The sequence below is a fragment of the Paenibacillus glycanilyticus NBRC 16618 genome, assembly GCF_004000805.1.
GTDB lineage: Bacteria > Bacillota > Bacilli > Paenibacillales > Paenibacillaceae > Pristimantibacillus > Pristimantibacillus glycanilyticus.
The window spans coordinates 22845-44371 of the sequence record NZ_BILY01000040.1 but is presented as its reverse complement, the minus strand read 5'-3'; the positions used below and the strand labels follow the sequence as shown (position 1 = coordinate 44371).

Below are 21527 nucleotides of genomic sequence, written 5' to 3'. Positions count from 1 at the left end.
CCTCCTTCCTTAAACCGTGGTAACCCTAAGTCAAGGACAGCTATATTAGCTGCTGATACCGAGTTGTCTTTCATGCAAAATGGTTTTAGCGCGAGCGATATTCTTACGCACGTCACGAATACGTGTCGGGCTTTCCAGTTGGCCAGTAGCCAGTTGGAAACGAAGGTTGAAAAGCTCTTCTTTAAAACCAGCGATTTTTTGTTCAATCTCAGCAGAGGTTAGGTTGCGAAATTCACTAGCTTTCATTTGCTTCACCACCTACTTCTTCGCGTTTCACGAACTTCGTTTTGATCGGCAGTTTGTGGGACGCGAGGCGCATCGCTTCACGAGCGACTTCTTCGGAAACACCAGCGAGTTCGAACATGATCTTGCCTGGTTTCACGACTGCAACCCATTTTTCAACGTTACCTTTACCGCTACCCATCCGAACTTCGAGAGGCTTTTGAGTGATCGGTTTATGTGGGAAAATTTTAATCCACACTTTACCGCCACGTTTGATATAACGAGTCATTGCGATACGAGCCGCTTCGATTTGACGGTTCGTGATCCAAGTTGGTTCAAGAGCTTGCAAGCCGTATTCGCCGAAAGCTACTTCAGTGCCGCCTTTAGCGCGACCTCTCATATTTCCGCGTTGTTGCTTACGGTGTTTGACACGTTTTGGTACCAACATGATTAGTTGCCTCCTTCCTGGGGAGCTTTCTTCTTAGCTGGAAGGACTTCGCCGCGATAGATCCATACTTTTACGCCGATACGGCCATAAGTAGTATGTGCTTCAGCTGTGCCGTAGTCGATGTCTGCGCGCAGTGTATGAAGCGGTACTGTACCTTCGCTGTAGCCTTCCGAACGAGCAATTTCAGCACCGCCGAGACGACCGCTGACAGCAGTCTTAATCCCTTTAGCGCCTGCACGCATCGAACGTTGGATCGCTTGTTTCAAAGCACGACGGAAAGAAACACGACGCTCCAGTTGTTGCGCGATGCTTTCAGCTACAAGAATAGCGTCCAGATCTGCTTGTTTGATTTCGGAAATGTTAATGTGAACTTTTTTGCCTTTAGTGATTTTGCCAAGCTCCGTACGAAGGCTTTCTACTTCAGAACCGCCTTTGCCGATAACCATGCCTGGCTTAGCAGTGTTAATCGTTACGTTAACGCGGTTAGCCGCGCGCTCGATCTCGATGTGGGATACTGCTGCATCCTTCAGTTTGTTCTTCAGGTATTCACGAATTTTCACGTCTTCCAACAGAAGATCGCCGAAGTCTTTGCCAGCGTACCATTTGGATTCCCAATCACGGATAATCCCGATACGAAGACCGACCGGATTTACCTTTTGACCCACACGTTATCCCTCCTTATTTTTCAGATACAACCAATGTGATGTGGCTGGTTCTTTTGTTGATCCGGCTTGCGCGTCCCATTGCACGAGGGCGGAAACGTTTCATTGTCGGACCTTGGTTCACGAATGCTTGCGTGATAACCAGTTTGTTCACGTCCAATTGGTAGTTATGCTCAGCGTTAGCAATAGCAGAGTTCAGCAACTTCTCCAGGATTGGGGAAGCAGATTTCGGTGTATGACGCAAAATTGCGATCGCTTCACCTACTTGCTTGCCACGGATCAAGTCCGCAACCAGCTGTGCTTTACGAGGAGCAATGCGTACGAAATTAGCGTGCGCTTTAGCTTCTGGCATGGATGAACCTCCTCTCATACATTAAAAAATAATTCAGGCAGATTATCTCTTACCTGTTTTCTTGTCATCGTCATGGCCTTTGTAGGTACGAGTCGGTGCAAACTCACCGAACTTGTGTCCAACCATATCTTCCGTTACATAAACCGGTACATGCTTGCGGCCATCATAGACTGCAATGGTGTGACCGATGAATTGTGGGAAAATTGTCGAGCGACGGGACCAAGTCTTGATAACGACTTTCTTGTTCGTTTCGTTCAATTCCTCGACCTTTTTGAGCAGGTGGCCGTCAATAAACGGACCTTTTTTCAAACTGCGACCCATTTGGAGTCCTCCCTTCGCGGAAACGTAGCGCAACCATCAGTCACGCTGCTTGCAAACAAGCGATTATTACTTCGTACGACGACGAATAATATATTGGCTCGATGCTTTTTTCTTCTTGCGTGTTTTGTAACCAAGAGTCGGTTTGCCCCAAGGAGACATAGGGGATTTACGACCGATTGGAGCACGGCCTTCACCACCACCGTGTGGGTGATCGTTCGGGTTCATTACTACGCCGCGAACTTCAGGACGTTTGCCCATCCAACGGGAACGGCCGGCTTTACCGATTTTCACGAGTTCGTGATCTTCGTTGCCAACGGAACCGATTGTTGCACGGCAAGTGCTCAGGATACGACGAACTTCGCCGGAGGACAGACGGATCGATACATAGTCGCCTTCTTTACCAAGAAGTTGAGCTTCTGTACCAGCCGCGCGAACCAATTGTCCGCCTTTGCCTGGTTTCAGTTCGATGTTGTGGATAACTGTACCCACTGGAATGTTGATAAGTGGCAAAGCGTTACCGATTTTGATGTCAGCATCAGGACCGGAAACAACTTGATCGCCGACTTTCAGACCTTTAGGTGCGATGATGTAAGCTTTCTCACCATCAACGTAGTTAATCAGAGCAATGTTGGAAGTACGGTTCGGATCGTATTCGATCGAAGCAACTTTACCTACAACACCATCTTTTGTACGTTTGAAGTCGATGATACGGTATTTACGTTTATGTCCGCCGCCATGGTGACGAACTGTAATTTTACCTTGGTTATTACGACCAGCTTTTTTGAAAAGCGGAGCAAGCAAGGATTTCTCCGGTGTGCTTGTTGTGATCTCTTCAAAAGTCGAAACGGACATGTTACGACGAGCCGGGGACGTCGGTTTATACTTTTTGATTGGCACTGTGTTTCCCTCCTTTTCTATACAGACGTTTCAAAGAATTCAAGCTCTTTGCTGTCAGCACTCAGCTGAACGATTGCTTTTTTCCAATCAGGACGGTAGCCGTTGTACTTGCCGTAACGCTTCGGCTTACCTGCAACACGCATTGTATTAACGCTCGTTACTTTTACTTTAAAGATTTGCTCGATAGCATCTTTAATTTCGGTTTTGTTCGCACGAAGGTCAACTTCGAACACGTAGCGTTTAACCGCCATGAAGTCGCTAGTGCGCTCCGTAATAACAGGGCGTTTGATAATATCGCGAGGATTTTTCATTATGCAAACACCTCCTGTACTTTCTCTACCGCTTCTTTCGTGATGATGAGCTTGTCATGCACCAATACATCCAGAACATTAATGCCGTCAGCAGCGACGAATTTCACGCCTGGGATATTGCGAGCGGACAATGCTACATTGTCATCATAAGCCGGCAAAACAACAAGTGCTTTGCGATCAGCTTTCAGGTTGTTCAAGATTGCTGCGAATTCCTTCGTTTTAGGAGCCGCGAATGTCAATTGATCAAGAACGACGATCTCGTTAGCGATCACTTTCGAAGACAATGCGGATTTAATCGCCAGACGGCGAACCTTCTTAGGAAGTTTAAAGCCATAAGAGCGCGGAGTCGGTCCAAATACTGTACCGCCGCCAACCCATTGTGGCGAACGAATGCTACCTTGACGAGCACGGCCAGTACCTTTTTGTTTCCAAGGCTTACGACCGCCGCCACGTACTTCGGAGCGTCCTTTTGTTTTGTGCGTACCTGCACGCTCAGCAGCTTGCTGAAGCAATACAGCGCTATGCAGTACATGAGAGTTAGGCTCGATACCGAATACGCTGTCCGCCAATTCGATTTCACCAACTTCAGAGCCACTCACGTTAAATACTGTAACTTTAGGCATTTCTTGTTCCTCCTTTCTTGTAAGCAATTAGTTCTTAACTGTTTGTTTTACTTTAACGAAACCGTTTTTAGGACCTGGAATGGAGCCTTTAACAAGGATCACATTACGCTCAGCGTCTACACGGATAATTTCGAGTTTTTGGATCGTAACTGTCTCATGACCCATGTGACCAGGAAGGTGTTTGCCTTTTGGTACGCGGTTCGCTTGAATCGAACCCATGGAACCAGGACCACGATGGTAACGGGAACCGTGAGCCATTGGGCCCGTGCTTTGTCCCCAACGTTTGATAACGCCGGCAAAGCCTTTACCTTTCGAAATACCTGTTACGTCAACAAACTCGCCCTCTGCGAACAAATCAGCCTTAACTTCTTGGCCAACTTCATATTCGCCCAAGTTGATACCGCGAATTTCACGAACGTAGCGCTTAGGAGCTGTGTTAGCTTTCTTTGCGTGGCCGATTTCCGGCTTGATCGCTCTAGCTTCTTTCTTATCGGAGAAACCGAATTGTACGGCTTCATAACCATCGTTCTCTTGATCTTTCTTCTGGAGAACTACACAAGGACCAGCCTCGATAACCGTTACTGGAACGACGTTACCTTCAGCGGTAAACACTTGCGTCATACCAAGTTTTTTCCCTAAGATACCTTTCATGTTGACACCTCTTTTCCTTTCAATGATCAGCTATGCTTATTACAGTTTGATTTCGATATCTACACCGGATGGTAAATCCAGGCGCATCAACGCATCAACCGTTTGCGGCGTTGGGTTAACAATATCGATCAAGCGTTTATGTGTACGCATTTCGAATTGCTCCCGGGAATCCTTGTACTTGTGCACCGCACGGAGAATAGTGATGATTTGCTTTTCCGTAGGAAGCGGAATCGGCCCGGATACGCCTGCACCGGAACGTTTTGCTGTTTCCACGATTTTCTCAGCGGATTGATCAAGAATTCTGTGATCGTATGCTTTCAAGCGAATACGAATCTTTTGCTTTGCCATATAAGTCCCTCCTTCTATCGCCCAATTTCTTATCGGACATACTCCGTGAGAAAACCCGGCACATGCCCCATGGCAAAGGGGCCGGGTGTGTCGGCAACCTCTCACATCATCGCAACGTCACAGACCAACAGTCAATATTATACCGAAACAGCTGGGCAAATGCAAGGGAAAAGTTATGTCTTTTCCTATCTTTACTCAGCTTGGCGCAACAACGATTTATGTTCGACTTTCCCGCGTCCGCCGCCTGGACGAACCGTGTTTTCCACTTCGCCTATATTACACGATTATGATGAAACTCTCAAATCCATTTTTGACCTGAAAATAGCTTCTATATAATAGAAGAAACGCAACAGCGAAATTCGCCATTGCGTTTCTTATAAGAGGGATTAACCAAGAACGACACGGTCGTCGGCCATCTTTTTGCCGCTGATCTGCTCGAATTCGCCTAACAGGCGTTCTACGGTCAGATCTTTCTTCCGGTCCTCATTGACTTCGAGAATGATTCTGCCTTTATCCATCATGATGAGCCGGTTGCCAAGACGAATGGCCTGTTCCATGTTGTGAGTAACCATCAAGGTTGTCAGGTTCATTTCGCGCACAAGCGTCTCGGTCAGCGTTGTGATAAGCTCCGCGCGAGCCGGGTCAAGAGCTGCCGTATGCTCATCGAGCAGAAGAATCTGCGGTTTCGTAAAAGTAGCCATCAGAAGGCTCAGCGCCTGGCGTTCACCGCCGGACAGAAGGCCCACCTTGGCACTTAAGCGATTCTCGAGTCCAATACCCAGACGGGAAAGCTGTTCCCGGAAAATAGCGCGGCGACCACGGTTGATACTAAGCGAGAAACCACGCTGCTTTCCGCGCGTATAGGCCATCGCCAGATTCTCTTCAATAGACATCCGTGGTGCAGTACCGGCCATCGGATCCTGGAATACGCGGCCAATCCATTTGCTTCTTCGGAACTCCGGCAGATTGCTAATATTTTTGCCCTCGATCCGGACCTCGCCGGTATCCGGCTTCATGACGCCGGAGATGATGTTCATCAGCGTCGACTTGCCGGCGCCGTTACTACCGATAACTGTAATAAAGTCTCCGGGCTTCATCGCCAGGTTTGTATTCACAAGGGCCGTCTTTTCATCTAATGTCCCCGGGTTAAAAAGCTTTGATACTTTGGATATTTCAAGCATCAGCGTCCGCCCCCTTTTTGTTCAACGCTATTCAAAAGAGCCGCTGTGCGTTTTTGGGCCATTCTCTTCTGTTTCCACGATTTCTGTAAAGACGGGAAGACAAGCGCGATAATAACGATAACGGCCGTAATCAATTTAAGATCGGATGCCTCGAAGAAATCGCTTTGATAAGCAAGACCGATAATAATGCGATAAACGATCGAGCCCAGCACAACAGCCAGTGTCGCACGGAATACGGTTTTCGCGCCAAACAGCGCTTCGCCGATAATAACCGATGCGAGGCCGATAACGATCATACCGACACCCATCGTAATATCCGCAAATCCGCTTTGTTGAGCGACAAAAGAACCCGACAAAGCAACAAGACCGTTCGATAATGCAATGCCCATAATCTTAGTTGTATCCGTATTAGTGCCAAAGCTGCGGATCATACGCTCGTTATCACCCGTTGCGCGAAGACTCAAACCAAGATCCGTCTTGAAGAACAAATCGAGCAGAAGCTTAATAATAACGACGACAATCGGCATAAGCACAAGAACCTTAACTCCCGAGAACACAGTCGAGATGTCCGACCCCATAAGTCCGATGTTCGGCTTGCCCATAATCCGCATATTAACGGAATAGAGAGCGATCATCATCAAAATACCTGATAACAATCCGTTGATTTTGCCTTTCGTGTGCAGCAAGCCCGTAATTGCACCTGCGGCAGCTCCGGCGCCAAATGCCGCAAGGCATGCTAGCCATGGCGAAGTGCCGTTCGTAATCAGAACTGCTGCTACCCCTGCTCCGGTTGTGAAGCTTGCGTCAACCGTGAGATCGGGAAAATCAAGGATGCGAAATGTAATATAGACGCCTAGAGCCATTAAGGAATAAAGCAAACCTAGCTCAAAAGCACCATTTAACCATACTGGCACCGGGGCACCTCCTCCACATAATAAGAGAACGGGATGAACGCGAAGGAGCGTTTACCCCGTTCTCAACTTGTTATTGAATGATGTTGTTATCCGGATCTTTAACTCCGGCTTTCATTGCATCCGTAACGGTAATGCCTTCATCAGCGGCTGCCTTCAGGTTAAGAATCAGATCGAGCTTGTCCGGTTTCGTTACTTTCATCTCGCCCGGATTTTTACCCTTCAGAATCTCAGCGGCCATTTGGCCTACTTGGTAGCCATGGTCATAGTATTTGAAGCCTACAGTAGCAAAAGCGCCTTTCTCAACCGTATCGCGGTCACTGGAGAAGAACGGAATATGGTTTTGTTTTGCCAATTGCAGAAGTGCGTCTACACCGGATACAACAACATTATCAAGCGTGATGTACATGGCGTCTACTTTACCGATAAGCGACTCACCGGCTTGTTTTACTTCGGAAGTGTTTGTAACCGGTGCTTCAATCAGTTCGATGTTGTGCTTAGCAAGTGCTTCTTTAGCAGTAGCGGCCATAACAACCGCATTGCTCTCGCCTTTGTTAATAACCAAGCCAACCTTCTTCACGTTAGGGAAGTTAGCCGCGATGAAATCCATCAGTTGTACGGCTGCATCCGGATTCGTATCGGAAGCGCCTGTTACGTTGCCTCCCGGAGCATCGAGGTCCGAAACCAGATCAGCGGACAGCGGATCCGTTACGGCCGCGAACAATACCGGGCCTTTGTTGCCGGCATTCGAATACGCTTGTACTAGCGCCTGCGCCGATGGAGTTGCGATACCAAGAGCCAGATCGGCCTTAGCGCCTGCGATCTTTTGCGCAATCGACAAGTTATTTGTTTGATCGCCTTGTGCTGTATTAAAATCTACCGTTAAGTTTTCCCCTTCGACAAAACCTGCATCCTTCAAAGCTGCAAGAAAACCTTCTTTTGTTGCGTCAAGCGATGGATGCTCAACGATCTGAGAGATTGAGATCTTGTACGATTTCTTCGCATCCGAGTTACCTGCGTCTGCAGCGTTGCCGGAGCTGCTGTTCTCGTTGTTTTTACCACTGTTCCCACATGCTGCTGTAACGAGCAAAAGTACTAAAGCAAGCGGTACCAACCATTTCTTTTTCATTTCTAGTTTGCCCCTCCCAGTTGGATATTTGTCTGAATACTTCGAATAACGTCGATAGACGCCTATCCATTAATTCTAATGGCATGTAAAGTTATACGTCAATGGTGGGTTTTATCTGGAAATTAAAAAACCCTCTGCCGGAGGCAGAGGGTTTCATAAGAGCGGCTAATGCCGTACCTTATTATTTTTGGATAGTTGCAACAGCGCCAGCGCCTACAGTACGGCCGCCTTCACGGATGGAGAAACGAGTGCCTTCTTCAACCGCGATTGGAGCGATCAGTTCTACAGTAACTGTGATGTTGTCGCCAGGCATAACCATTTCAGTACCTTCTGGCAGGTTGATGATACCTGTTACGTCAGTTGTACGGAAATAGAATTGTGGACGGTAACCAGTGAAGAAAGGCTTATGACGGCCACCCTCTTCTTTAGTCAGAACGTAGATTTGAGCTGTGAAGTTAGTGTGTGGTTTAACCGAAGCCGGTTTAGCCAGTACTTGACCACGCTCGATGTCTTTACGGTCTACACCACGAAGCAGTGCGCCGATGTTGTCGCCCGCTTGAGCGGAATCCATCAGTTTACGGAACATTTCTACGCCCGTAACAACGGATTTGCGAGTTTCTTCAGCCAGACCAACGATTTCAACCTCGTCGCCGACTTTAACCACACCACGGTCGATACGGCCAGTAGCAACTGTACCGCGGCCAGTGATTGTGAATACGTCCTCGACAGGCATCAGGAAAGGCTTAGCTGTGTCGCGCTCAGGAGTTGGGATGTAAGTGTCAACTTGTTCGAACAGTTCAACGATTTTGTCAGCCCAAGGACCATCTGGGTTTTGCAGAGCTTCACGAGCTGCACCACGGATGATTGGAGTGTCGTCGCCTGGGAACTCATACTCGTTAAGAAGGTCGCGAACTTCCATCTCAACCAGTTCAAGAAGCTCTTCGTCTTCAACCATGTCGCATTTGTTCAGGAATACAACGATGTAAGGTACGCCTACTTGGCGGGACAGAAGGATGTGCTCGCGAGTTTGCGGCATAGGGCCGTCAGCTGCGGATACAACCAGGATAGCGCCGTCCATTTGAGCAGCACCAGTGATCATGTTTTTAACGTAGTCGGCGTGACCTGGGCAGTCAACGTGAGCATAGTGACGGTTAGGAGTCTCATACTCAACGTGAGCTGTCGAGATCGTGATACCGCGCTCGCGCTCTTCTGGAGCTTTGTCGATTTGGTCGAAAGCGATTGCCGCGCCACCGTATTTTTTGGAAAGTACAGTAGTGATAGCAGCTGTCAAAGTAGTTTTACCATGGTCGACGTGACCGATAGTACCGATATTTACGTGCGGTTTATTACGTTCAAATTTAGCCTTTGCCATTGAACTTAATCCTCCTTAATATAACTGAAGTTTTATGTGTGGGCCAAACACAAACGCCCTAAGGTATTTGTGCCCGACCTTGCATACCAATGGTATGAATTTAAGGGCTTAATAATTAAGCGCCTTTGTTTTTAGCGATGATCTCTTCGGAGATCGAACGTGGTACTTCTTCATAGTGCGAGAGCTCCATGGAGAATACGCCACGGCCTTGCGTACCGGAACGAAGAGTTGTGGAGTAACCGAACATCTCTGCAAGAGGTACCTTAGCACGGATGATTTGTGCGCCTGCACGAGTATCCATACCTTCGATACGACCGCGACGGGAGTTCAGCATACCCATAACGTCGCCCATGTACTCTTCTGGTACTGTAACTTCAACCTTCATGATTGGCTCAAGAAGAACTGGGTTACATTTTTCCTTAGCAGCTTTAAGCGCCATGGAACCAGCGATTTTGAACGCCATCTCCGAGGAGTCAACGTCATGGTACGAACCGTCGAATACAGTTGCTTTAACATCAACGAGCGGGAAGCCAGCGAGAACGCCGTTCTTCATCGACTCTTCGATACCTGCTTGGATAGGAGCGATAAATTCACGAGGAATCGATCCACCAACAACTTTATTCTCGAATACGAAGCCTTGACCTGGCTCTTGCGGAGTGAATTCAACCCAACAATGGCCATATTGACCTTTACCGCCGGACTGACGAACGAATTTACCTTCAACTTTAGCCGCGGTACGGAATGTTTCGCGGTAAGCTACTTGAGGTTTACCAACGTTAGTCTCAACTTTGAATTCGCGAAGCATACGGTCAACCAGGATTTCAAGGTGAAGCTCACCCATACCCGAGATGATCGTTTGGTTCGTTTCTTCGTCTGTATGAGCACGGAACGTTGGATCTTCTTCAGCCAGTTTGGAGATTGCGATACCAAGCTTGTCTTGGTCAGCTTTCGTTTTTGGTTCGATAGCTACCGAGATAACCGGCTCAGGGAAGTTCATCGATTCAAGGATGATCGGGTTCTTCTCGTCGCACAGCGTGTCGCCTGTGATGGTATCTTTCAGACCTACTGCGGCAGCAATATCGCCGGAGTAAACTTCCGAAATCTCTTGACGGCTGTTCGCATGCATCTGCAGGATACGACCGATCCGCTCACGTTTGTTCTTAGTTGCGTTAAGAACGTACGAACCGGATTTCAGGATACCCGAGTATACACGGAAGAACGTCAATTTACCAACGTAAGGGTCAGTCATGATTTTGAACGCGAGTGCCGCGAACGGCTCTTCGTCAGAAGAATGACGTACCGACTCTTCGCCGTCTTCGAGTGTACCTTTGATAGCCGGTACGTCGAGCGGGGATGGCAGGTAGTCTACTACTGCGTCCAACATCATTTGAACACCTTTGTTACGGTACGAGGAACCTGCGATAACCGGGAAGATCTTAACTTCACAAACGCCCTTACGGAGCGCTGCTTTAATTTCTGGAATCGTAATTTCTTCGCCTTCCAGATATTTCATAGTCAATTCTTCATCCAGCTCAGCTACCTTTTCGATCAGCTCCGTGCGAAGCTCTTCTACTTGGTCAGCCAACTCAGCAGGAATCTCAACTTGCTCAGGATCTCTACCGAGATCGTCTTTATACTTGTAAGCTACGCGCTCGATAATGTCGACAACGCCGAGGAAATCACTCTCAGCGCCAATCGGCAATTGAATCGCAACAGCATTCGCTTGCAGACGCTCACGCATGTCTTTAACAACATTCAGGAAGTCTGCACCGATGATGTCCATCTTGTTGATGTAGGCGATCCGTGGAACGCCATAACGGTCAGCTTGACGCCATACCGTTTCAGACTGTGGCTCAACGCCTTCTTTGGCACTGAATACGCCAACGGCCCCATCCAATACGCGCAGGGAACGTTCAACTTCTACTGTGAAGTCAACGTGCCCCGGGGTGTCGATAATATTGATGCGGTTGCCTTTCCATTGAGCAGTAGTCGCGGCAGACGTAATTGTAATACCGCGCTCTTGCTCTTGCTCCATCCAGTCCATCGTTGCAGCGCCTTCATGCACTTCACCGATTTTATGAGTACGGCCTGTATAGAACAAGATACGCTCAGTGGTAGTTGTTTTACCAGCATCGATATGCGCCATGATCCCGATGTTACGCGTATTATTCAAGGAGAACTCTCTAGACATGAATTTGTCTCCTCTCGTGTTTTGAGTTAAACTCAAACATTTTGGTTAGAATCCTACCAACGGTAGTGAGCAAACGCTTTGTTCGCTTCTGCCATTTTGTGTGTATCTTCGCGCTTCTTCACGGATGCACCAGTGTTGTTCGATGCGTCCATGATTTCAGCTGCCAGACGTTCTTCCATCGTTTTTTCACCGCGGTTACGCGAATAGTTCACGAGCCAACGGAGACCAAGCGATGTACGACGCTCTGGTTTAACTTCAATCGGTACTTGGTAGTTAGAACCGCCGACACGGCGAGCTTTAACCTCGAGTACAGGCATGATGTTTTTCAACGCTTCTTCGAACACTTCCATTGGATCTTTACCCGTGCGTTCTTGGATCAGCGTGAAAGCATCATACAACAGCGTTTGAGCAACGCCGCGTTTACCGTCGATCATGATGCGGTTGATAAGGCGGGTTACCAGTTTGCTATTGTAAACCGGATCCGGCAATACGTCGCGTTTTGTAACAGGACCTTTGCGTGGCATGAGAAAGTCCCCCTTTCTTAGTTAGTCGCAATATCCGAATATTTATCCGAACAAATTGCTAATATTATTTTTTAACTTTAGGACGTTTTGTACCGTATTTCGAACGGGATTGGTTACGGTTGTTTACACCCGCAGTATCCAATGCGCCGCGAACGATATGGTAACGTACACCTGGAAGGTCTTTTACCCGTCCACCACGGATCAATACAACGCTGTGCTCTTGCAGGTTATGACCGATACCAGGGATGTACGCTGTTACTTCTACGCGGTTAGTCAAACGTACACGCGCGTATTTACGAAGTGCGGAGTTTGGTTTTTTCGGAGTCATAGTACCTACACGAGTGCACACACCGCGTTTTTGCGGAGCGCTGATGTTCGTTGCTTCACGTTTCAAGGCGTTGAAACCTCTTTGCAAAGCAGGCGATTTCGATTTTACGACTTTAGCTTGGCGGCCTTTGCGGACCAGCTGGTTAATTGTTGGCATGTTGCCACCCCCTTCCCATGATTATGTCTTATTAATGGCAAGACATTTTACCCAATTAATTAAGCCCACAGATCCAGGCGGTTCATAAAAGAACAAATAAAAATTTCTGTCAGTCCATCATCTTTCAATTCTGCACTAACAAAAATGGAGTCTACTTTATTCTTCATCAAGTATGAGCGCTGCCATAGCGGCTCCGACATCAATCCCGCAGGTTTCCCCGAGTTCTTGCATCGTATCTATCCACTTGACCGGAACACTCAACCGCTCGCACAGATGAACAACCTTCTCTCTCATCCGCGGATCTGCATCACGAGCCACATAGACTTCGATAGCTTTACTCTGTTCGAGCATCTTAGTCGTCTGTTTCGCGCCAACCTTAAACTGCATGATATCACCTTTCCTTTTGCGGTAGAGCGATCACACAATTAGGCACACTTCGATATATTAACACCTACATCTAGAAGTGTCAAGCTGTATTACACCCTGTCCAATTGCAAAGTTTTGGTTATCTCATTTACACGGTTAAAGGTAAGGCCCCTCAACTATTATACATGTAAAAGAGCGGGCATCAACAGGGAAGACCAACCATCCCTGCCGAATGCCGCGCTCTCCTCATCTATTACAACAATATGCGAGTCCTATTCGATCGTTACAGCTTCGGATTCCAATTCGTCTTCTGCAGTTGCTTCCGGCTCATCTTCTAGGCCTACCAGCTTGATGCTGCGGTAACGGTTCATACCTGTACCAGCCGGGATCAGCTTACCGATAATAACGTTCTCTTTCAGACCAAGCAACTGGTCGACTTTACCTTTGATAGCAGCGTCGGTCAGGACGCGGGTCGTTTCTTGGAACGATGCCGCGGACAAGAACGAATCTGTCTCAAGGGACGCCTTCGTAATACCAAGCAATACCGGCTTCGCAACGGCAGGCTCAAGACCTGCAAAGATTGCTTCTCGGTTAGCTGCTTCGTATTCGTGGATGTCAACAAATGCGCCTGGAAGAAGCGTAGTGTCGCCTGCGTCAACGATACGGATTTTGCGAAGCATTTGCTTAACCATAACCTCAACGTGCTTGTCGTTGATTTCTACGCCTTGGTTACGGTATACGCGCTGTACTTCTTGCAAAATGTAGTTTTGAACGCCACGGATACCTTTAATACGCAGCATATCTTTAGGGTCGATCGAACCGTCTGTAAGCTCGTCGCCTGCTTCGATTTGCTGGCCTTCGGTTACGCGGATACGCGAGCCATACGTAATTGCATAGACTTTCGTTTCTGCTTCGCCTTGGACTTCGATTTCGCGGCGGTCTTTCGCCTCGCGAATTTCTTTCACGACACCGTCGAGCTCCGTAATGATCGCTTGACCTTTCGGATTACGCGCCTCGAAAAGCTCTTGGATACGCGGCAAACCTTGCGTAATATCGTCGCCGGCAACGCCGCCGGTATGGAATGTACGCATCGTCAGCTGTGTTCCCGGTTCACCGATGGATTGCGCCGCGATAATGCCTACCGCTTCGCCAATTTCAACGTGCTTGCCAGTCGCCAAGTTACGGCCATAGCATACTTTACATACGCCATGACGTGCACGACAGCTAAGAACGGAACGGATTTGAAGTTTCTCGATACCTGCGTCGATAATCGCATCGGCTTTGCCGGAGTCGATCAGCTCGCTCTTCTTAACAATAACCTCACCCGTTTTTGGATGACGGATTGTTTCGAACGAGTAACGGCCTTCGATACGGTCGTACAGATCCTCGATAACCTCTTTGCCGTCTTGAATCTTGCTAACGGTAAAGCCTTTATCCGTACCGCAATCGTCTTCGCGGACGATAACGTCCTGCGCAACGTCTACGAGACGACGGGTCAAGTAACCCGAGTCCGCTGTACGAAGCGCCGTATCGGCCAGACCTTTACGGGCACCGTGCGTCGAGATGAAGTACTCGAGGACGGTAAGGCCTTCACGGAAGTTTGATTTGATTGGCAACTCAATGATCCGGCCGGATGGGTTGGCCATCAGACCACGCATACCGCCGAGCTGTGCGATCTGCGATTTGTTACCCCGTGCTTTGGAGTCCACCATGAGCATGATGGAATTGTAACGGTCCATCGATTTCATGAGGATATCGGTAATTTGGTCTTTCGATTTGCTCCAAATTTCGATAACACGGTCATAACGTTCTTCGTTCGTAATCAGACCGCGACGGTACTGATTCATAACGACTGCTACTTTAGCATCCGATTCTTTCAGAATCTCGACTTTCTCCTCCGGAACGACAACGTCCGCTACCGCAACAGTAATACCTGCGCGCGTGGAGTACGTAAAGCCAAGCTGCTTGATCCGGTCAAGAATAATCGATGTCAAAGTTGTATGGTAGATACGGAAGCATTCGCCGATGATGTTGCCGAGATACTCTTTGCCGACGCCGCCGGCAATTGGCAACTCATTCATGATTTTGTTCAAGTCGCTGCCTTTTTCATAAACGAAATACTTATCCGGTGTACCTTGCAGCAAGTTCGCTTTGGTAGCTTCGTTGATGTAAGGGAAATCTTCCGGGAAGATTTCGTTGAAAATAACTTTACCGACAGTTGTACTAATCAGCGAGTTCTGCTGCTGCTCCGTAAAGATCGTTTTCTTCAACACTCTAGCAGGCACGAATACACGCGCATGAAGCGATACAATACCGCGTTGGTACGCGGAGATGGCTTCATTAACGGTAGCGAACACCGATCCGGAGCCTTTTGCTTCTTTGTTATCCATCGTCAAGTAGTACGATCCGAGAACCATATCCTGCGATGGCGTAACAACAGGCTTGCCGTCTTTCGGGTTCAAAATGTTACCCGATGCGAGCATCAGGAGACGTGCTTCAGCTTGCGCTTCTGCCGACAGCGGTACGTGAACGGCCATTTGGTCACCGTCGAAGTCCGCGTTATAAGCGGTACATACGAGCGGATGAAGCTTGATGGCGCGGCCTTCAACCAGAATCGGTTCGAATGCCTGGATACCGAGACGGTGAAGCGTAGGGGCACGGTTAAGAAGAACCGGATGCTCCTTGATAACTTCTTCAAGGACGTCCCAAACTTCCGGGCTTACGCGTTCAACTTTGCGTTTTGCGCTCTTGATATTGTGTGCCAGACCTTTGTTCACAAGTTCTTTCATTACGAAAGGCTTGAACAGCTCCAGCGCCATCTCTTTTGGAAGACCGCATTGGAACATTTTCAGGTTTGGACCTACGACGATAACGGAACGACCAGAGTAGTCAACCCGTTTACCGAGCAAGTTCTGACGGAAACGCCCTTGTTTACCTTTCAGCATGTGGCTGAGGGATTTCAAAGGACGGTTGCCCGGGCCTGTAACCGGACGGCCACGGCGGCCGTTATCGATCAGAGCGTCAACAGCTTCTTGCAGCATGCGCTTCTCGTTCTGAACGATAATGTCCGGAGCGCCCAGGTCAAGCAGGCGTTTCAGACGGTTGTTACGGTTAATAACGCGGCGGTACAGGTCGTTCAGATCAGACGTTGCAAAACGTCCGCCGTCCAGCTGTACCATCGGACGAAGCTCTGGCGGAATAACCGGAAGCACATCGAGAATCATCCATTCCGGCTCATTGCCGGAGTTGCGGAAGGCTTCGATGACTTCAAGACGCTTAATCGCACGGTTGCGGCGTTGGCCTTGAGCCGTACGCAATTCTTCTTTAAGGGTCTCCAGCTCTTTCTCAACATCGATGTCTTGCAGCAATTTCTTAACTGCTTCGGCACCCATGCTCGCTTGGAAGCCATAACCGTATTTTTCACGGTAGCTGCGGTATTCTTTCTCCGACAGCAGTTGTTTTTTCTCAAGCGGCGTATCACCTGGATCGGTTACTACATAGGATGCAAAATAAATGATCTCCTCGAGGGAACGAGGCGACATGTCAAGCGCAAGGCCCATACGGCTTGGAATGCCCTTAAAGTACCAGATATGCGATACTGGAGCAGCAAGCTCGATATGGCCCATACGCTCGCGGCGTACTTTCGCGCGTGTAACTTCAACGCCACAGCGGTCGCAGACAACGCCTTTATAACGAACGCGTTTGTATTTACCGCAATGACATTCCCAGTCTTTTGTAGGCCCGAAGATCTTTTCGCAGAAAAGACCCTCTTTCTCCGGTTTTAACGTCCTATAGTTGATCGTCTCCGGTTTTTTGACTTCTCCGCGGGACCAAGAGCGAATTTTATCAGGCGATGCAAGCCCGATTTTCATATACTCGAAGTTGTTCACGTCCAACAAGGAGCAACCCTCCTTCGTCATGTATGGCTATGTCGTACAAATTGGCGGCTGCACGCCCTTCGGTTAAGAAGGACGAGCAGCCTTTTATTCAAAGCTTATTCAGCGCCGGCTTCGGCGCCTTCTAAGTTGAGGTTAAGCTTATCGCTTGTTCCGTCATCTTCGTCATCGATCTCTTTCATTTCGATCTCTTCTTCATTCTCGGTGAGGATCTTAACGTCCATACCAAGGGACTGAAGCTCTTTGATCAATACCTTAAACGATTCTGGAACGCCTGGCTCCGGAACGTTCTCGCCTTTCACGATCGATTCGTAAGTCTTCACGCGGCCGACCACGTCGTCGGATTTGACCGTAAGAATCTCTTGAAGCGTGTAGGCTGCGCCGTAGGCCTCGAGTGCCCAAACCTCCATCTCACCGAAGCGCTGGCCGCCGAATTGAGCTTTACCGCCCAGTGGCTGCTGCGTAACGAGAGAGTAAGGACCCGTCGAGCGGGCATGGATTTTATCGTCGACCATGTGCGCCAGTTTGATCATGTACATGACGCCAACCGTAACTTCGCGTTCAAACGACTCGCCTGTACGTCCATCGTACAGAATCGTTTTACCGTTACGCTGCATGCCGGCTTCTTCCATCGTATCGAATACGTCATACTCGCGCGCGCCGTCGAATACCGGCGTTGCGGCATGAAGACCAAGACGCTTACAAGCCATGCCCAAATGGACTTCGAGTACCTGGCCGATGTTCATCCGCGATGGTACGCCCAGTGGGTTCAACACGACTTCAACTGGTGTGCCGTCTGGCAAGAACGGCATATCTTCCTCCGGCATAATGCGGGCGATAACCCCTTTATTACCGTGGCGTCCTGCCATTTTGTCGCCTTCGGAGATTTTACGTTTTTGAGCAATATATACACGAACCAGCTGATTCACGCCTGGTGGCAGCTCATCGCCGTTCTCGCGGGTAAATACTTTAACGTCTACGACGATACCGTCGGTACCATGCGGTACGCGAAGCGACGTATCGCGCACTTCACGAGCTTTCTCGCCAAAGATCGCGTGAAGAAGGCGTTCTTCCGCCGTCAGCTCCGTAACGCCTTTAGGAGTTACTTTACCAACGAGGATATCGCCGGCGCCGATCTCGGCACCAACGCGGATAATGCCGCGTTCGTCGAGGTTTTTCAGCGCTTCTTCGCCGACATTCGGAATGTCGCGCGTAATTTCTTCCGGCCCAAGCTTCGTATCGCGTGCCTCGGATTCGTATTCTTCAATGTGAATGGACGTGTAAACATCCTCTTTCACAAGCTTCTCGCTAAGAAGAATCGCATCCTCGTAGTTGTAACCTTCCCAAGTCATGAACGCAACGACAACGTTGCGGCCCAGCGCCAATTCGCCTTGCTCCGTGGAAGGACCGTCGGCGAGAATATCGCCTTTCTTGATCACTTCGCCTTTGCGCACAAGCGGACGTTGGTTGATACATGTTCCTTGGTTGGAACGCATAAACTTATGCAGTTTATGTTTCACGAGATCGCCAACCACTTGCTTGCCGTCCAGCATCTCTGTGCGGCGCAGCCAAATTTCGTTTGCCGAAACTCGTTCAATAACACCGTCATACTTGGATACAATACATACACCGGAGTCTTTAGCCGATTTGTGCTCCATACCCGTACCAACAAGTGGTGCTTTAGGAATAAGGAGTGGAACGGCCTGCCGCTGCATGTTGGATCCCATGAGCGCACGGTTGGAGTCGTCATTTTCCAAGAACGGAATGAGCGCTGTCGCAACCGACACAACCTGCTTAGGCGATACGTCCATGTAGTCAACGCGTTCGCTTGGCATGGTCAAGATGTTATCTGCTTGCTTATTGTAACGTACGATGACACTGTCATCGACAAATTTGCCTTCTTCGGTCAACTTCGCGTTCGCTTGCGCGACAACGTAGTTATCTTCTTCGTCAGCCGTCAAATACGAGATTTGCTCGGTAACGATGCCTGTCTTCGGATCTACCCAACGGTAAGGGGCTTCGATGAAGCCGTACTCGTTAATGCGGGCAAACGTCGACAAGGAGTTGATCAGACCGATGTTCGGACCCTCCGGCGTTTCGATTGGACACATACGCCCGTAGTGGGAGTGATGGACGTCCCGTACTTCGAAGCCTGCGCGCTCACGCGTCAAACCGCCCGGACCGAGAGCAGACAAACGACGTTTGTGCGTCAATTCTGCCAGCGGGTTCGTTTGGTCCATGAACTGCGACAGCTGCGAGGAACCGAAGAACTCTTTAATCGATGCGATTACAGGGCGAATGTTAATCAAGGCTTGCGGCGTAATTGCGTTAGCATCTTGAATCGACATTCTTTCGCGAACAACGCGTTCCATACGGGATAGACCGATACGGAATTGGTTCTGAAGCAATTCGCCTACGGAACGCAGACGACGGTTGCCGAGATGGTCGATATCGTCCGTATTGCCTACTCCGTGAAGGAGGTTGATGAAATAGTTGATGGACGAAATGATGTCCGCCGGCGTAATATGCTTAACGGATTTATCAATGACGCCATTAGAGATGACTTTGATAACCTTCGCGTCATCAAGCGGCGAGTACACGCTGATCGCTTGAAGCGGAATGCTATCCGCATCCAGCACACCATTAGCAACATGGTATGTTTTGAAGCCGACGTTTTTCTCCAGCTTGTCGAGGATCTCATCCAGCAGACGGCGGTCAATCATTTGACCTGCTTCCGCAATGATCTCGCCCGTACCCGGATCAACCAGCGTCTCAGCAAGACGTTGATTAAACAGACGGTTCTTAATGTGAAGCTTTTTGTTTATTTTGTAACGGCCGACGTTAGCCAGGTCGTAACGTTTTGGATCAAAGAAACGAGCAACCAGCAAGCTCTTCGCATTGTCCAAAGTAGGCGGTTCGCCTGGACGAAGGCGTTCATAGATTTCAATCAGCGCTTTCTCCGTCGAATCTGTGTTGTCTTTATCCAGCGTGTTGCGAATATACTCGTCATGGCCGAGCAATTCTAAGATCTCAGCGTCGGTTCCGAAGCCAAGAGCGCGCAAAAGCACCGTCACCGGTATTTTCCGGGTCCGGTCAATACGAACGTAAATGATGTCCTTAGCATCCGTCTCAAGCTCGAGCCAAGCTCCGCGATTCGGAATTACCGTTGCCGTGTATGTTTTCTTCCCGTTCTTATCAACCTTCGTGCTGAAGTACACACTTGGGGATCGAACCAACTGGCTGACAATTACACGTTCCGCCCCGTTAATAATGAACGTACCGGTCTCTGTCATCAGCGGGAAGTCGCCCATGAACACTTCTTGTTCCTTCACTTCGCCGGTTTCTTTGTTGAAGAGCCGTACCTTAACGCGCAGTGGAGCAGCGTACGTCACATCGCGTTCCTTTGATTCATCGACCGAATATTTCGGTTCGCCCAAGCTATAGTCGATAAACTCAAGCGATAGATTGCCCGTAAAGTCCTGAATCGGCGAAATATCCTGGAACAACTCAAGCAAGTCGTTATCCAAGAATTTTTCGTACGATTTTTGTTGGATTTCAATCAGGTTCGGGACTTCCAGCACCTCGTTGATCCGGGCGTAACTTCTCCGCGTGCGCCGACCATACTGAACAAGTTGTCCTGCCAACTTAACCTCACCCCTCATGTCTGTCTCACAGCATCGATATCTACTGCGTCACTACTTTAAATAAAGAAAAGCCCTTATCGAATAGTTCGAAAAAAGAGCGTGTTCCGGCAGCCAACCAAACGCAGCGCGGCGCGATGGTTCCATATCAAGTAATTTTGCCCAAAATGTAAACATTATACGTCAAATGTGCAATAAATATGCATTCCGCGCCAAAATTCGCACTTGACATTTTAGTTAGCTAAAGAGATTGAGCCCAATTTAATGCTGACATTTTATAATACTACCATATCTGAAAAGTCAAGTCAAGAAAATCAAGTCATAGATTTTGTTGCTAAAAATATCCGGTAGCCTTTGTCCTTCGTGACCTCTTCCACATCGCCAAACAACGCTTCCAGCTTGGCCTCCGCAGATGGCGCGCCTTGCTTCTTCTGAATGACCACCCACATCTTGCCGCCGGGATTTAATAGATTGTACCCTTCTTCAAAAATACGATGGACAACCTGTTTCCCCGCCCTGATCGGAGGGTTGGTCAAAATCACGTCATAACGATTATCCTTCACCGATTCATAGATATCGCTTTGGATAACCGTAACATTTGAAATGCCATTTAGCTTTGCGTTCTCTTTAGACAGCTCAACCGCGCGTTCATTAATGTCGATCATGGTTACATGCCCCTCCGGCGCCAGCTTCGCCGCTGTCAATCCGATGGGCCCGTAACCGCACCCGACATCAAGCACTCTAGCAGTTGGCGAAAGAACGAGCGCATCCAGCAGCACGCGGCTGCCATAATCGACTCCGGATTTCGAGAATACGCCAGCATCCGTCACAAACCGCAGAGCGAATCCCCGAAGCTTTGTTTCATGTACTTGTCTATCATGCTTCACTCCCGGCGTTTGGGAGTAATAGTGGTCCGACATTCTTTTTGGCCTCCTGCCACTTGAGCTGCAAGTCTTGAACATGCAACGAACCCCTTGAAACGTGACGTTTCAAGGGG

General features: G+C 48.9%; 21 protein-coding genes. All 21 read right to left on the bottom strand.

The window, feature by feature from the left end; genetic code table 11:
• Positions 1–45 precede the first annotated feature (45 nt).
• Positions 46–246, bottom strand: a complete 201-nt coding sequence (gene rpmC / locus PGL01S_RS25020) for a 50S ribosomal protein L29 (protein WP_091190718.1) — start codon at positions 244–246, stop codon at positions 46–48.
• Positions 236–670 (bottom strand): 50S ribosomal protein L16, encoded by a 435-nt coding sequence (gene rplP, locus PGL01S_RS25015; RefSeq protein ID WP_015847217.1) that lies wholly within the window; start codon positions 668–670, stop codon positions 236–238. Before rplP ends, rpmC begins: the two co-directional genes overlap by 11 nt.
• 2 nt (positions 671–672) lie before the next feature.
• The gene (rpsC, locus tag PGL01S_RS25010; protein WP_015847218.1) at positions 673–1335 is read right to left on the bottom strand and encodes a 30S ribosomal protein S3; all 663 of its coding nucleotides are present in this window, start codon (positions 1333–1335) and stop codon (positions 673–675) included.
• Between the two features lie 13 nt (positions 1336–1348).
• Positions 1349–1684 (bottom strand): 50S ribosomal protein L22, encoded by a 336-nt coding sequence (gene rplV / locus PGL01S_RS25005; RefSeq protein WP_015847219.1) that lies wholly within the window; start codon positions 1682–1684, stop codon positions 1349–1351.
• 42 nt (positions 1685–1726) lie between these two features.
• Positions 1727–2005, bottom strand: a complete 279-nt coding sequence (rpsS, locus tag PGL01S_RS25000; protein ID WP_127497498.1) for a 30S ribosomal protein S19 — start codon at positions 2003–2005, stop codon at positions 1727–1729.
• A gap of 66 nt (positions 2006–2071) precedes the next feature.
• Positions 2072–2902: a 50S ribosomal protein L2 gene (gene rplB, locus PGL01S_RS24995; protein ID WP_127497496.1), complete on the bottom strand. Its 831-nt coding sequence runs from the start codon at positions 2900–2902 to the stop codon at positions 2072–2074.
• Positions 2903–2919: 17 nt separating this feature from the next.
• Entirely contained in the window at positions 2920–3213 is a 294-nt protein-coding gene (gene rplW / locus PGL01S_RS24990; protein WP_127497493.1) for a 50S ribosomal protein L23, read from the bottom strand.
• Positions 3213–3836 (bottom strand): 50S ribosomal protein L4, encoded by a 624-nt coding sequence (gene rplD, locus PGL01S_RS24985; protein WP_015847223.1) that lies wholly within the window; start codon positions 3834–3836, stop codon positions 3213–3215. Before rplD ends, rplW begins: the two co-directional genes overlap by 1 nt.
• Positions 3837–3863: 27 nt before the next feature.
• Entirely contained in the window at positions 3864–4487 is a 624-nt protein-coding gene (gene rplC, locus PGL01S_RS24980; RefSeq protein ID WP_015847224.1) for a 50S ribosomal protein L3, read from the bottom strand.
• Positions 4488–4526: 39 nt separating this feature from the next.
• Positions 4527–4835: a 30S ribosomal protein S10 gene (gene rpsJ, locus PGL01S_RS24975; RefSeq protein ID WP_005544556.1), complete on the bottom strand. Its 309-nt coding sequence runs from the start codon at positions 4833–4835 to the stop codon at positions 4527–4529.
• Between the two features lie 386 nt (positions 4836–5221).
• Positions 5222–6016, bottom strand: coding sequence for an ABC transporter ATP-binding protein (locus tag PGL01S_RS24970; protein WP_015847225.1), 795 nt, complete (start codon positions 6014–6016; stop codon positions 5222–5224).
• The gene (locus PGL01S_RS24965) at positions 6016–6930 is read right to left on the bottom strand and encodes an ABC transporter permease (protein WP_127497490.1); all 915 of its coding nucleotides are present in this window, start codon (positions 6928–6930) and stop codon (positions 6016–6018) included. The genes PGL01S_RS24970 and PGL01S_RS24965 overlap by 1 nt, the downstream gene beginning before the upstream one ends.
• Positions 6931–7000: 70 nt before the next feature.
• Positions 7001–8056 (bottom strand): ABC transporter substrate-binding protein, encoded by a 1056-nt coding sequence (locus PGL01S_RS24960; protein ID WP_127497488.1) that lies wholly within the window; start codon positions 8054–8056, stop codon positions 7001–7003.
• A gap of 181 nt (positions 8057–8237) precedes the next feature.
• A complete protein-coding gene (tuf, locus tag PGL01S_RS24955; RefSeq protein ID WP_127497486.1) occupies positions 8238–9428 on the bottom strand; it encodes an elongation factor Tu in 1191 nt (396 codons plus the stop codon).
• A 115-nt stretch (positions 9429–9543) separates the two neighbouring features.
• Complete coding sequence (fusA, locus tag PGL01S_RS24950) at positions 9544–11619, bottom strand: elongation factor G (protein WP_127497483.1); 2076 nt, start codon at positions 11617–11619, stop codon at positions 9544–9546.
• 53 nt (positions 11620–11672) lie between these two features.
• A complete protein-coding gene (gene rpsG, locus PGL01S_RS24945; RefSeq protein WP_015847230.1) occupies positions 11673–12143 on the bottom strand; it encodes a 30S ribosomal protein S7 in 471 nt (156 codons plus the stop codon).
• 64 nt (positions 12144–12207) lie between these two features.
• Positions 12208–12627, bottom strand: coding sequence for a 30S ribosomal protein S12 (gene rpsL / locus PGL01S_RS24940; RefSeq protein ID WP_015847231.1), 420 nt, complete (start codon positions 12625–12627; stop codon positions 12208–12210).
• A 156-nt stretch (positions 12628–12783) separates the two neighbouring features.
• Positions 12784–13014: a ribosomal L7Ae/L30e/S12e/Gadd45 family protein gene (locus tag PGL01S_RS24935; RefSeq protein ID WP_127497481.1), complete on the bottom strand. Its 231-nt coding sequence runs from the start codon at positions 13012–13014 to the stop codon at positions 12784–12786.
• Positions 13015–13265: 251 nt separating this feature from the next.
• Positions 13266–16892: a DNA-directed RNA polymerase subunit beta' gene (rpoC, locus tag PGL01S_RS24930; protein ID WP_127497479.1), complete on the bottom strand. Its 3627-nt coding sequence runs from the start codon at positions 16890–16892 to the stop codon at positions 13266–13268.
• A gap of 95 nt (positions 16893–16987) precedes the next feature.
• A complete protein-coding gene (rpoB, locus tag PGL01S_RS24925) occupies positions 16988–20551 on the bottom strand; it encodes a DNA-directed RNA polymerase subunit beta (RefSeq protein ID WP_127497477.1) in 3564 nt (1187 codons plus the stop codon).
• A 293-nt stretch (positions 20552–20844) separates the two neighbouring features.
• Positions 20845–21450, bottom strand: a complete 606-nt coding sequence (locus PGL01S_RS24920; protein ID WP_127497475.1) for a class I SAM-dependent methyltransferase — start codon at positions 21448–21450, stop codon at positions 20845–20847.
• Positions 21451–21527 lie beyond the last annotated feature (77 nt).